The 13790-nt window shown below is 38.1% G+C and carries 10 protein-coding genes and 5 tRNA genes; 2 read left to right on the top strand and 13 right to left on the bottom strand.

What is annotated here, in order from left to right; genetic code table 11:
* Positions 1 to 81 precede the first annotated feature (81 nt).
* Entirely contained in the window at positions 82 to 930 is an 849-nt protein-coding gene (locus tag BUA76_RS04015) for an AraC family transcriptional regulator (protein ID WP_072883531.1), read from the top strand.
* Positions 931 to 964: 34 nt separating this feature from the next.
* Here the strand turns inward: BUA76_RS04015 and nusG are convergent, their stop codons facing one another.
* The 4 genes from nusG to tuf all read right to left on the bottom strand — a co-directional run bounded on the left by nusG (position 965) and on the right by tuf (position 3084).
* Positions 965 to 1507, bottom strand: coding sequence for a transcription termination/antitermination protein NusG (nusG, locus tag BUA76_RS04010; RefSeq protein WP_072883530.1), 543 nt, complete (start codon positions 1505 to 1507; stop codon positions 965 to 967).
* Between the two features lie 21 nt (positions 1508 to 1528).
* On the bottom strand, positions 1529 to 1735 hold the full coding sequence (gene secE / locus BUA76_RS04005; RefSeq protein ID WP_072883529.1) for a preprotein translocase subunit SecE: 207 nt from the start codon (positions 1733 to 1735) through the stop codon (positions 1529 to 1531).
* Between the two features lie 12 nt (positions 1736 to 1747).
* Positions 1748 to 1818 (bottom strand) — tRNA-Trp (locus tag BUA76_RS04000).
* A 60-nt stretch (positions 1819 to 1878) separates the two neighbouring features.
* Entirely contained in the window at positions 1879 to 3084 is a 1206-nt protein-coding gene (tuf, locus tag BUA76_RS03995; RefSeq protein ID WP_042721320.1) for an elongation factor Tu, read from the bottom strand.
* A 321-nt stretch (positions 3085 to 3405) separates the two neighbouring features.
* Here tuf and BUA76_RS03985 point away from each other — a divergent pair, with 321 nt between their 5' ends.
* A complete protein-coding gene (locus tag BUA76_RS03985; RefSeq protein WP_072883527.1) occupies positions 3406 to 4905 on the top strand; it encodes a DUF4394 domain-containing protein in 1500 nt (499 codons plus the stop codon).
* Between the two features lie 80 nt (positions 4906 to 4985).
* Here the strand turns inward: BUA76_RS03985 and BUA76_RS03980 are convergent, their stop codons facing one another.
* The 9 genes from BUA76_RS03980 to BUA76_RS03940 all read right to left on the bottom strand — a co-directional run bounded on the left by BUA76_RS03980 (position 4986) and on the right by BUA76_RS03940 (position 13765).
* Positions 4986 to 8084: an efflux RND transporter permease subunit gene (locus BUA76_RS03980; RefSeq protein WP_072883526.1), complete on the bottom strand. Its 3099-nt coding sequence runs from the start codon at positions 8082 to 8084 to the stop codon at positions 4986 to 4988.
* A 178-nt stretch (positions 8085 to 8262) separates the two neighbouring features.
* Positions 8263 to 9348 carry an efflux RND transporter periplasmic adaptor subunit gene (locus BUA76_RS03975; RefSeq protein WP_072883525.1) on the bottom strand — a complete coding sequence of 362 codons (1086 nt, stop codon included), beginning with the start codon at positions 9346 to 9348 and terminating at the stop codon, positions 8263 to 8265.
* 2 nt (positions 9349 to 9350) lie between these two features.
* Complete coding sequence (locus tag BUA76_RS03970; RefSeq protein WP_083573152.1) at positions 9351 to 10592, bottom strand: TolC family protein; 1242 nt, start codon at positions 10590 to 10592, stop codon at positions 9351 to 9353.
* Between the two features lie 368 nt (positions 10593 to 10960).
* Entirely contained in the window at positions 10961 to 12325 is a 1365-nt protein-coding gene (locus BUA76_RS03965) for an ATP-binding protein (RefSeq protein WP_072883524.1), read from the bottom strand.
* A 1-nt stretch (position 12326) separates the two neighbouring features.
* A complete protein-coding gene (locus BUA76_RS03960) occupies positions 12327 to 13007 on the bottom strand; it encodes a response regulator transcription factor (protein ID WP_072883523.1) in 681 nt (226 codons plus the stop codon).
* 313 nt (positions 13008 to 13320) lie between these two features.
* A tRNA-Thr gene (locus BUA76_RS03955) sits at positions 13321 to 13392 on the bottom strand.
* A gap of 37 nt (positions 13393 to 13429) precedes the next feature.
* A tRNA-Gly gene (locus BUA76_RS03950) sits at positions 13430 to 13505 on the bottom strand.
* An 86-nt stretch (positions 13506 to 13591) separates the two neighbouring features.
* Positions 13592 to 13672, bottom strand: a tRNA-Tyr gene (locus BUA76_RS03945).
* Positions 13673 to 13691: 19 nt separating this feature from the next.
* A tRNA-Thr gene (locus tag BUA76_RS03940) sits at positions 13692 to 13765 on the bottom strand.
* Positions 13766 to 13790: the final 25 nt, after the last annotated feature.

Below are 13790 nucleotides of genomic sequence, written 5' to 3'. Positions count from 1 at the left end.
GTAGACATTTAACTCTTTAAATCATTTATGACACTATATTAATATAAAATTATATATTTGATAGTTTTTTAACATAATCTAATGAAAGTTAGTTACGAGAATATTAATAATGACCCGGATTGTTCATTTAGAACATTATACATCAATTTACCGGTAAGTATGCTGAGATGGGAATATCATTACCATCCCGAAATTGAATTAGTATGCGTGGTGTCTGGCAACGGCAGCCGCCATGTAGGATATCATAAAAGCAATTTCAGGGATGGCGATCTTGTTTTGATTGGTTCCAACGTTCCTCATTCCGGTTTTGGATTTAATTCCATTGATCCCCATGAAGAAATTGTGATACAATTTTCTGAAGAAATTATACAATTTCCTGTAAAAGTAAAAGAGTTGAATGATATCAGGAAAATGATAGCATTGTCAAAATTCGGTATTATGTTCAGTAGTGAAACAAAAAACAGGCTGCTTCCGATGCTTTATGAAATTCTGGAAATGAAAGATGAAAAAAAATACTTTCAATTGTTGAGAATACTTGCAGAGCTTTCCGTTGATAAAAACCATCAGCTTCTCAATAAAGAAGCTATGCCGCACACTATTATAACAAAAAATAAGGAGAGATTACAGACAATTTTCACTTACGTAGAAAAGAATTATGATAAAGATATTGATATTGTTGAAGTTGCAAATCTTACCAATCTCACATTACCATCATTCTGTAACTTCTTTAAAAAGACTACAAAAATGACTTTCACAGAATTTTTGAATCGATACAGAATCGATAAAGCCTGTACTATGATCCTGCAGGGAAAAAGCATTTCAGAATGTTGTTACAATACCGGCTATAATAATATCTCCTATTTTAACAGAACATTTAAGAAGTATGTAGGGAAGACACCCACCGAATTTAATAATGAGCTGATTATATAAATAAAAAAAGCACTTGATAAAGTGCTTTTATGTTTTATACTTTTTCTACCTGAACGTAGCTGAGTTCCATCGGGGTTTTTCTACCAAAGATCAAAACCGAAACTTCAATTTTCTTTTTATCTTCAAGAATTTTCTCTACAGTTCCGTTGAATCCGTTGAATGGTCCGTCAATAACTTTAACGTTTTCACCCACTACATATGGAATTTCAACATCGCTTGCAAATTCAGAAAGCTCATCCATTCTTCCCAGCATTCTGTTTACTTCAGACTTTCTCATCGGAACAGGGTCGCCGCCTTTTGTTAAGCTTAAGAAAGAAATAACACCAGGAATATTTTTAATAACGTGAGGTATTTCACCCATCAAATCAGCTTCAATCATCAGGTATCCAGGATAGTAAGGTCTTTCTTTAGGAACTTTTTTACCGTTCCTGATCTGAATAACCTTTTCCATAGGAATAACTACCTGAGTAACGTACTGCTCAAACCCTAAACGTTTGATTTCTGTCTCAATGTAGTTTTTCACTTTATTTTCCTGTCCGCTGATTGCTTTCAGCACATACCATTTCAATTCGCTCATTATGGGAAAATACTTTTATTATTAATTGAACAAGTTGATAAGCATTCCTATTATGTTGCTGATTGCTTTAGAAAACAACTCGTCAACACCAAATGTAAACAGAGCCAAGATTACTGTCGCTACAGTCACTACAATTGTAGAAGACTGCAGGTCAGACCATTTTGGCCATTCAACTTTATGTCTGAATTCGTTATAAGAACCTTTTAAAAAATTGATTAATGAACTCATAATTGTTATTTGCACGGGCACAAGGATTCGAACCCTGATCAACGGTTTTGGAGACCGGTATCCTACCATTGGACGATGCCCGTAGTTAAAAAAAGCTTCCGTGAAGAAATTCCTTACGGAAGCCTTTATATTGTAATAGATGATTAGTCTAAGATTTCAGTAACCTGACCTGAACCAACTGTTCTACCTCCTTCTCTGATCGCGAATCTAAGACCCTCGTTAAGAGCGATTGGCTGTAACAATTCTACAGTGATCTCTAAGTTATCACCAGGCATTACCATTTCTACACCTTCAGGTAAGAAGATTTCACCTGTAACGTCAGTAGTTCTTACATAGAACTGAGGACGGTATTTGTTGTGGAATGGAGTGTGACGTCCACCTTCTTCTTTAGAAAGGATATAAACAGATGCTTTGAATTTTTTGTGAGGCTTCACAGAATCTTTCTTAGCGATTACCATACCTCTCTTGATGTCAGTTTTTTCAATACCTCTCAACAATAGACCTACGTTATCACCAGCTTCACCTCTGTCTAGGATTTTTCTGAACATCTCAACCCCTGTAATTGTAGAAGTTAATTTTTCATCACCCATCCCTACGATATCTACAGGATCACCAGTGTTGATGATACCAGCTTCGATTCTACCAGTTGCTACAGTACCTCTACCAGTAATAGAGAATACATCTTCGATTGGCATCAAGAATGGCTTATCAGTATCTCTGATTGGCTCTTCGATCCACTCATCAACAGCATCCATTAATTGCTCAACAGACTTAAACCACTTATCATCAGAGTTACCTTCAGTAGCAGCAGTAAGTGCACCAAGAGCAGAACCTTGGATTACAGGAGAGTTATCACCATCAAATTCATAAGTAGATAATAAGTCTCTAAGCTCCATTTCAACAAGCTCTAATAACTCAGCATCATCCACCATGTCAACTTTATTCATGAAAACAACGATTCTTGGTACGTTTACCTGACGGCAAAGTAGAATGTGTTCTCTTGTTTGAGGCATTGGTCCGTCAGTCGCAGCACATACCACGATAGCTCCGTCCATCTGAGCAGCACCTGTTACCATGTTCTTTACATAATCCGCGTGACCTGGACAGTCAACGTGAGCATAGTGTCTTTTCTCAGTTTCGTATTCGATGTGAGCTGTATTGATAGTAATACCTCTTTCTTTTTCTTCTGGAGCAGAGTCAATTGCAGAGAAGTCTTTTTTCTCAGCAAGACCTTTGCTAGCTAATACAGCAGAAATAGCAGCTGTAAGAGTAGTTTTACCATGGTCAACGTGACCAATAGTACCAATGTTCAAGTGTGGTTTGTTACGATTAAACGTTTCCTTTGCCATGATTTAAAATTATTTATTTATTGTTTTTCAAATTTTCGGTGTGCAAATATAATGAATTTTTAAATACCAAAACCTTTTTCTTGAAAAAAGTTTCAATATTCAAATCCAATGAAGTACAAACCTTATATTTCAATGTATTGAGATTGCAAATTTACACAAATTTCTTAATTGAAAAAATCCTTGTGAAGCTTTTCACCAAATTATAAACTATCTGTTTAATTCTTAATCATATAAATCCCGATCTAAAAAAAACTTAACATAATAAAAACCATCATTCACATTTTATCGTAGATGAAAATACGAACTTAAAATATTAATATTATGAGAAAACTATTACATTTACTTACTGCGGTATTCAGCTTTATCATCCTGTTTTCGTGTGATGACTCGGAAGATATGATGCCCATGGACATGACCGCTCAGGGACCGGATCTGATGGTATACGGAATTACCTCAAACAACGAGCTGGTATCTTTTAACGCCAATAATCCTAAAAATTTCTCCTCCAAAGTATCCGTTACAGGAGTAGTTTCCGGTGAAAAGCTGATGAGTATAGATTTCAGGCCAGCAACGGGAGAGCTTTATGCCTTGTCGAATGCAAGCAAGCTGTACATCATCAACACATCCAGTGCGTCTGCAAGAATGGTGGGTACAACAGCTTTTTCACCTGCAGTCTCAGGAAGTATTGCTTCAATAGATTTTAATCCAACGGTAGACAGGATCCGTTTAGTAAGCAATACAGGTCAAAATTTAAGGCTTCATCCTGAAACAGGCGCTGTAGCAGCAACCGACCAGAATATCAACGGAGGCGGAACTCCATCAATTACCGGAATTGCCTATACCAACAGCAAATCCGGAGCTTCAACTACCGTTCTTTACGATATTGACGCAGCTTCCGGAAAATTATTTAAACAAGATCCTCCCAATAATGGAGCATTAGTGGAAATAGGAAGTTTGGGTACCTCCTTTTCAGGACAGGCTGCCTTTGATATTAAATATGACAACAGCGCAGCTTTATTAGCTTTAAACAACAACCTCCATATAATTGACCTTAATAATGGAAAGGCAACGAATATAGGAATGCTTCAGCAGCCAATCATTGATCTTGCCATTCCTACGGAACCCGTTGCTTATGCGGTGGATAATTCTAACAATCTCCAGATTTTTAATCCTAACAGTCCGATGCCTGTTTCAAAAGCCATTTCAGGACTTCAGAGCGGCGAGAATATTCTCGGGATTGATTTCAGACCGCTGAACGGACAGCTTTATGCTTTAGGAAGTTCCAGCAGACTTTATACCATTAATTTAGGAACAGGAGTCGCAACAGCAATAGGAACTTCTCCTTTTCCAACATTACTTGCAGGAACGGATTTTGGATTTGATTTCAATCCAACCGTTGATAAAATCAGAGTCATAAGCAATACGGGACAGAATCTTCGTTTAGATCCTGTTACAGGAGGAATTACTGCTGTAGACGGAATTCTCAACCCGGGAACTCCAATGGCCGGAGCTGCTGCCTACACCAATAATTTTGCCGGGGCAACATCAACAACGCTATTCGTTATTGATCACAATACAGATAAATTGTATCAGCAGAATCCGCCTAATAACGGAACATTAGTAGAGACCGGTTCTTTAGGAATCAATATTAGCAGTTCGAATGGCTTCGATATCGGAAGCATGAGCCAGAAAGCGTATCTGCTGGCAACCGTAGGAGCAGCGACGAAAATTTACAGCATCAATACGTCAACAGGTGCCGCAACTTCAGTTGCAGATTTCCCGAATTCCGTGAGAGGCTTTGCGGTGGGATCAGGATTTTAACCTCATAATAATTATTTCAATAGCAGTCAGGGCGGAAAACAAAGTTTTCCGCCCTGACTTTTGAATATAAAATGAAAGATTTAGATCTGCTGGGATCTTTTTGTTCTGTTGAATATCCAGAAGATGATCGGGAATATCAATAAGGTGAGAACGGTAGCCGTTATTAATCCTCCGATAATTACAATTGCCAAAGGTTTCTGCGATTCTGAACCGATGCCTGTTGATAAGGCTGCAGGCATTAACCCGATGGATGCCATTAAAGCCGTCATGATCACAGGACGGGTTCTTGACTTTACTCCCTGTAAAATGGCATTATCCAGATGCAATCCGTTTCTTACGTTCTGATGAAATTCCGTGATCAGGATTACCCCGTTCTGAATACAGATCCCGAGAAGGGCAATCATTCCTACACCGGCTGAAATTCCGAAATTAATTCCTGTAATATGAAGTGCAATAATTCCGCCGATGAGTGCAAAAGGTACGTTGGCCAATACGAGTAAGGAATCTTTCATATTTCCGAAAAGTACAAACAAAAGGAAAAAGATTCCGAGGATACTTACAGGGACCACCTGTGCCAGTCTTTTTGAAGCCCGCTGCTGGTTTTCAAACTGACCGGTCCACCCTACTGTGTAACCATCCGGAAAGTCTATTTTAGAAACCGCTTTCTGTGCATCTGCAATCGTACTTCCCAAATCACGGTCGCGGATAGAGAATTTGATGCCGATATATCTTTTGATATCATCTCTGTAAATAAAAGCCGCTCCGTTGTCTTTTTCAATTGTGCTGATCTCTTTTAGCGGAATTTTCGTACCATCCTGTGTAGGAACCATTAATGCGGCAATATCATTTTCATCTTTTCTGTACTCCTGGGAATAACGGAGACGAATTGGGAACTTCCTTTCGCCATCGAACATTTCCGAAGCCGTTTTACCTCCAAAAGCCATTTCAAGAACAGATTGCGCATCATCCGGCATGACTCCGTAGGCGGCCATTTTATCCCTGTCGAGTACAACACTTACTTCCGGCTGTCCAATATTTTTAATGATTCCGGCATCTTTTACGCCCTGAATATCTTTAACTTGTTTAAGTACTTTTTCGGCCAGAATATCAAGGGTCTGAAGATTGTCTCCATAAATTTTAATTCCGTTTTCCGCTTTGAATCCTGCTACTGCTTCGGCAACATTATCGGATATCGGCTGGGAATAATTGAACGTAATCCCCTGGTAATTTCTGAGTTTTTTATCAATTTCTTCAATGAGCTCTTCGTAGGTAATTTTCCGTTTCCAGTTTTCTTTAGGCTTCAGGTTGACAGCAAACTGCACGAAACCGAAACCATTCGGGTCTGTACCGTCATTACTTCTTCCCGTTTGAGCAAGGACATCCGTAACTTCAGGGAAGCTCATAATATCTTTCTTGAGAAAATCTGCTGTTTTTAAGGATTCTTTTAAAGATGAGCTCATCGGCATTTCTGCAGTGATCCATAACGAACCTTCGTTGAGCTGCGGCAAGAATTCCGTTCCTAAAAATTTGCCAGAAAATAAGGTCAGCCCTAAAAATGCCAGCGAAACCATTAAACTTAATTTTTTATGTCTGAATGTAAAATTGAATCCCTTTAAAACAATTCTGTCCCAGAAATTCACAAACGGATTGTTTTTTTCCTTTACATTTTTATTTAACAAAATATGAGAAAGTACCGGAACCAGTGTTAAAGTAAAAATCAGGGCACCCATTAAAGCAAAACCTAAAGTAAATGCCAATGGTGAAAACATTTTCCCTTCCACTTTCTGGAAGGAGAAGATCGGAATTAGGGAAGTAATGATAATCAGTTTTGAGAAGAAAATTGCTTTTCCTAATCCAGTTCCGGTTTGCTTGATCCAGCCGGCTTTTGCTAATTTATTAAACCTTTCTTCACCATATTTATGTGCCTTGTGGTCGAGCATTACAAAGAGTCCTTCCACCATGACGACGGCCCCGTCGATGATAATTCCGAAATCTACCGCTCCCAGCGATAATAAATTGGCGCTCATTCCAGCCATTTTCAGACACAAAAATGCAAACAATAACGATAACGGAATGATGATGGAGACAATCAATGTAGTTCTCCAGTCGGCCATAAAGATCAAAACAATTACCGTTACCAGGACAATCCCTTCAATAAGATTGTGCATTACGGTGTGTGTTGTAAAATCCATCAGGTTATCACGATCGTAAAAGGTGACCATTTTGACATCTTTAGGGAGAATTTTTTCATTAAGCTCTTTAATTTTAGCTTTAACGCCCACCAGAACTTCACGGGGATTCTCGCCTTTTCTCATTACAACAATTCCTTCTACGGTATCTTCCTGGTGATTCAGTCCGGCCTGCCCTACCCTCGGCATTGAACTTTCATGAACTTCGGCAACATTTCTCACCAAAACCGGGTTTCCGCTGTCATTCTGTATGGTAATATTTCCAATATCTGCAATTGATTTTACTAAACCAATTCCGCGAACGACATAAGCCTGCCCGTTTTTTTCGATCACGTCGCCTCCTACATTCAGGTTACTTTTGGTAACTGCATCATACACCTGAAGCGGCGTGAGATTGTATTTATCCAATGCTCTCGGATCAATACTTAATTCAAACACTTTATCCTGGCCTCCGAAAACGTTGATGTCTGCGACTCCGGGCACCCCTCTCAACGCACGGTCAATCACCCAGTTTTGTAAAGTCAGCAGTTCCCGGGAATCTTTGGTTTTACTCTGTAAAGTATACCGGAAAATCTCTCCGGTCGGTCCGTACGGCGGCTGTACTTCGGGATCCACCTCATCCGGAAGGCTTACCGTCCTTAATTGGTTGTTCACCTGATTACGGGCAAAAGTATCATCTACGCCATCATCAAAGAGAATTTTAACAATAGAAAGCCCAAACATGGTAGTGCTCCGAACGCTGGTTTTTTTCTGAACCGGACTCATTGCCAGTTCGATAGGTGTTGTTACAAAACGTTCAACTTCTTCAGCACTACGCCCATTCCATTGAGTAATGATAACAATTTGGGTATTGGTAACATCGGGAAAAGCTTCAATGGGCATGTTTTTGAAACTAATGAATCCAGCCACTGCAAGAACAGCTACCCAGATAAAGGTAAATGCTTTATTTTTTAATGAAAAGGCAATTATATTTTTAATGAATTTATTCATGATGGATTTTTTTTGACCTGAAAAGTCATTGAATTTTTTTTAAACCATTAAGGATATTTAAGGGGTGAAGAATTATTAAGGGGAACTCATAATCGAGTTTAAAATATCTTTAGATATTTCTTAATTCAACTTAACTTCTTAATTATACATTATTAAAAACCTTAATGGTTTAAATAAATTAACTGTTTAGTGAGCGGTAAATCAGCAACTGATTATTGGTAACCACCTGCTCTCCTTCTGATAGTCCTTCGGAAACATACGTAACATCACCTACCTGTTTCAGTACTTTTATTTCACGAACTTTCACATCCGTTCTTGATTTGTAAATAATCACAAAACATCTGTTGTCATCAAAAATTACTGCTTTGGAGGGTACGGTAAGCGCCGTAGTATTTTCCGAGCTGGTTACTTTAATGGTTGCTTTACTTTCCGGGATCAGCAATCCGCTTTGGTTATCAAGCACCACCCTTGCCTGCATGGCATTGGTTTCCGGATCGATGATTTTAAAGATTTTATCTATTTTTCCATCAAAAACTTTATCCGGGTATGATAATGTAGAAACCTGGGCTTTCATTCCAAGACTGATTTTATCGATATCAGATTCATTCACATTCATAATCGCCCATACGTTGGTTGTATTGGCCACATCGAAAATATTATCGCTTCTGTCGCTTCTCAGCTGCATGTCTTTATTGATATTTTTCTGAACAATATATCCGCTGATGGGTGCTACGACGCTGTAAATATTTCCTTTTTTAACATTATAAACCGTACTTACTGCATTTGCACGCTGCAGCTGGTCCTGGGCTTTCTGCAACTGGCTTTTTGCTTCCAGTACATCTCTTTCAGTATTTAATTTACCTTCATACATTTCTTTTGCTACGCGAAGATTATTTTGTGCGACCACCATATCCGTTCTTGCATCGCTTACATCCTTCTGAATTTCTGCCATTTCGGTGCTTCTGATTGTAGCCAATACTTGTCCTTTTTTTACATAATCTCCAAGTTCTACATTCACACTTAAAACATTTCCGCCCACCAAAGGATAGACATCGATGTAGCTGTTTTTATCTGCTGAAATTTTACCGTAAAAGTTGTAATCGTCTTCTATATATTTTTTTTCAACTTTTGCTAAATCGATTGAATTCAGCATTATGTTGCTCAGCTCAAAGCCTTTTTTCGCCTGCGGTTTTGCTTCTTCTCCCTTTTTGGTGCAAGATAAAACGGACAGGACAATCATTACCGGAATTATATATTTTTTCATGTTTAATAGAAGATTTTTGTTTGCACAAGTTGATTGAGTTGTTCTGCAGACTGCATGATTCCGTTTTTCATATCATAGATCTGAAGTGCCGTTTCTCTGTAGCTGTTCATAAAGTCTACAAATTCAATAAGACTTACATTTCCTTTCCGGAAGTTATTCAGCATACCATTGTAAACCAGTTCCATATTATTAAGATCATCCGGTTTTATCTGTGAAAGCTGATCGTATTGTGTTTTCCACATTTTGTATGCAGCCTGAACTTTTGTTTCTAAGTTAAGTTTTTGAAAATCTGCACTTTTCTGGTTTTGCTGTATGGCAAAATTTGCTTTTTCAACATTTCCTTTGTTGGATTTCCATAAAGGCAGGGGAATACCTACTGTAAGATTTATTTCATTTTTAAAAGTTCCACCGTTCTGGTCCCATGCAGCTCCTAGATTAAGATCCGGAACGTTTAAGGATTTCTGCCATTGTGCATACAGCTTACTGTTGTCAATTAGTTTCAGGTTGTACTGATAATCGGCATTATTTTCAACCGCTTTTTTCTGCAATTCCGTTTCATCACCGAAGGGCTGTGCTGCCAGAATATCATGTGCCTCCGAATCCGAAAGTTTTGGTTCCATGTCTTCGGTGATTCCTGTTAAGACTTTAAGACTCTGCTCAAATTCAAGAATATTTTTATTGATAGCAATTTTATCATTATTTAATTGTATAACAACGCTTTGAAGCCTTACTTCGTCCTTAAGCGAAACATTTCCCTTGGCAGACTGAATCTTGTACGCTGCCAGAAGATCACTCATGTATCCCAGCTGCTTATTTGTATTTTCAAGCTTAAGTCTTTCGTAATAAAGGTTATAGTAAGTGGTATGAAGCTGCGTCCGAAGGTCTACAAGAAGCTGCGAAAACTGAAGCCGGGCAAGCTCTTTGTTTGATTTAGCAAAAGCAATTTCGTTCTTCTTTTTTCCGCCCATGTAAATTAGCTGTGTGATTTCAGCGCCCTTTGCCCGGCCAATATCAAAAACTTTCCGGTCTTCAGGATTATAGGCATTGATTTGTCCGCTCAACTGCGGGAGTTCCCAGATTTTAGCCTGCAAAATATCTGCGTCGGCCATGTTGATGTTGTACTGTTCGGCGAGCAGTTGTAGATTGTTCTTCTGAAAAGCTTCTTCGCAATCCGAAAGCGACATTTGCTGTTGTGCCGCCATCACCGAGGAAGCAACAATCAACAGCCCTGCAATTCTGTTCATTTTTTTATTTTATGATACAAAGTTGCTTTTATGGTATTAAAATGCTCTTAAAGAATGCTTAAAAAAAAATTAAAATGGGTTTTAGGCTAATATAAATGCATTATAAATCAGTCTAAATGGGTTAGCCGAAAAAGTTACAAAAGCATTTTAAACACATGAGTCACATTAGGTTTTAAGGATAAAGCTTTGCGCATATTTTAAAACACATAAGTTTTAAAAATCTTTGATTTTTCTAGTGTATCTAAAGATTATGAAATTCTTTTGTGAAAATCCGTATAATCCGTGGAAAATCTAGCGAAGATGCCGTGACAGCTTGCCCTCAGGATGACAATGCTGGAATTTTTTAAAGATTTAAAGATGCTTAAAAATTACTTATGAAAAATAACACTGAATTTATTCAACAAATCTCCGGGAGCGGTATAATTAATTTCGGCACCGTGGTATTCCAGAACTCTTTTTACAATCCGAAGCCCAAGACCTGATCCGGAAGTGTTCTGGGAATTATTCCCTCTCATAAAAGCTTCAAAGAGTTTAGGCTGCTCTGCTTTGGGAATTGTATTTCCGTGGGAAATGACATCCACAATAAGCCGGCTTTCAGTTTCCGTGATCAGAACGTCAACTTCCGTATCATCGGAATAAATGGCTGCATTTTTAAATAAATTAATAAAAACAATATCCAATAGCGACTGTACTCCTTTAATGGTAAGCAGTGCGTTTTCTGAAGTATTTTCGGAGATGAGAAAATCCATCTTAAGCTTCGGATAACTTTTTTCTACCGCTTCAAAAGACTCAAAAATAACCTCATCGATCCTGACTTCTTCGTAGATGCTCTGGATATTTTCTTTGTCGAACTTCGTTAACAGGAGCAATGAATTGGTAAGATCCGATAACTGATAAACATCTCTTTTAATCTGTTGAAGTGAAGATAATGTTTCCGGAGAATGTTGTCCAAATTTAATTAAATTTTCGAGCTGAAAAGCCATTCTGGTAAGCGGAGTACGGATTTCGTGTGAGGCGCTCGCCGTAAAATCTTTCTGTGACTGAAATACATCATCCAGTCTTTTGATCATGGTGTTGAATGATTTCGCAAGAACATCAATCTCATCATTGGAATCGCGTACCGGAATTTCCGTTGTCAGTTTATGAGCCGTTACTTCCGAGATCTCCTTATTAAGATCTTCGAGAGGTTTCAGAAACTGCCCCATAAAGTAATAGCTGAAAAAACCGATAAACAACGTACTCATCACATAAGCTGTAATCAAAAGATACTTCAGGTACTCCAGTTTTGAATTTCCGTTGGTATCGTAAGCACTGGTAAGAATGTAATAATTTTGTCCATTAATGTTTTTAAGGGCAGCATAAATTTCAGGAACCGTTTTCTCAGAATAGATTACCTTTTTTTCATCAAGCTCCTTTAGCAACGCATTATCCCAGGTTACATTCCGGTCTTTAATGGTACTGTAAATTAATTCTTTATTACCATTGAAAATCAGAATGGTTTCATTCAAAAGAATATTGTCTGAGTTTTCATTAAAAAAAACGGGCGCTTCCTCTTCGAAGTCTTTGGATTTTGCAATAAAGTGCGAGGTAAATTCAAGCCTCTGCCTGAATCTTTCTTTAAATTCATCTTTCCTGAAATCATTAAAAGAGATATAAATCACCGCCATCACAATACCGAAAAGCAATGAAAAAGCAATACTGAGATTAAGGGCAATTTTTCGTTTTAAAGACATCTTACAGCGGGCTTAGATAATATCCGAATCCGGAACGTGTATGAATAAGTTTAATTTTAAAATCTTTATCTATTTTTTTTCTTAAAAAGTTGATGTAGACTTCCACCGTATTGGTATTGGTGTTGAAATTATGTTCCCAGACATGCTCTGTGATCTGCTGCTTTGAAACCGTTCTCCCTTGTGCTTCGGCCAGATAAACGAGCAACTGAAACTCTTTTAGCGTAAGAGCGATTTCATTTCCTGCACGGAAAACTTTCTGTTCGGTTTTATTGATAATAAGATCATCTACCCGTATAATATCCTGATCACTGTTTTCGGAGGGAGATTTTCTTCTCAAAAGAGAATTCATACGCAGCAACAACTCTTCAAACTGAAAGGGTTTTACGAGATAATCATCCGCAAGTCTTGTAAAAGCGTCTTTTTTATCCGAAAGATCTCCATATGCAGAAATGATAATAATCGGTGTATTTTTATCGAAAGAACGGATGGTCTGGCAGACATCCAGCCCGTTGATTTTAGGAACATTGATATCCAGAAGATATAAATCATACGAACTGTTTTTGATCTGACGAAGAAAGGTTTCTCCATCGTAGATTTTATCACAGGTAAAATTATTTGATTCTAAAAACTTACACAGTTCTGCAGAAAGAATAAGATCGTCTTCCAATAATAGAATATTCATCGAAAATTATTTTATACGAATGTAAAGAAAATTTTCATGACCGTAAAGGAATTCAAATTTGCAGGAAGTATTTTAATTGAATTTTAAGGTAGTGCTGGAAGAGGGAGGCTGGGTGCTGGAAGTTTTTGCCCAATATCGATAGCGTAAAAAATTAAAAATATTATGGAATTTCTGCAATCAGGTGCTCGATTAGTTTGTGCTTACTGGTCATTCCATAAATAGAACTTTACCTATTCTCCCAAGTTTATGTTTGATCCTCGCTAACTGATTTTTAAACATAAAAAAATCCCGAATAAATCGGGATTAGAATGAGAGCCAACTACGGGACTTGAACCCGTGACCTCTTCCTTACCAAGGAAGCACTCTACCGCTGAGCTAAGTCGGCAACAATCAAAAAAATCACACTAAAAGCGTGATTTTGCTGGAGCGGAAGACGGGGGTCGAACCCGCGACATTCAGCTTGGAAGGCTGACGCTCTACCAACTGAGCTACTTCCGCAATTTTGTTTCCAAAATTATTGGTAACGCTGTGCAAACTTAAGGAAAATCCTTTATTCATGCAACTTTTTTTTCTAATATAAAATGTGGGGAGAGCAGGATTCGAACCTACGAAGCCGAAGCAACTGAGTTACAGTCAGTCCCATTTAGCCACTCTGGAATCTCCCCAGATATTTTATAGTAAATGAGCCTCCAGAGGGATTCGAACCCACGACCCCGAGATTACAAATCACGTGCTCTGGCCAACTGAGCTATGGAGGCATTTAACAAATGGACTGAAAGCTGT

It is taken from the genome of Chryseobacterium takakiae, from assembly GCF_900129385.1.
GTDB classification, from domain to species: domain Bacteria; phylum Bacteroidota; class Bacteroidia; order Flavobacteriales; family Weeksellaceae; genus Chryseobacterium; species Chryseobacterium takakiae.
This window is presented reverse-complemented; position numbering and strand designations above follow the sequence as displayed.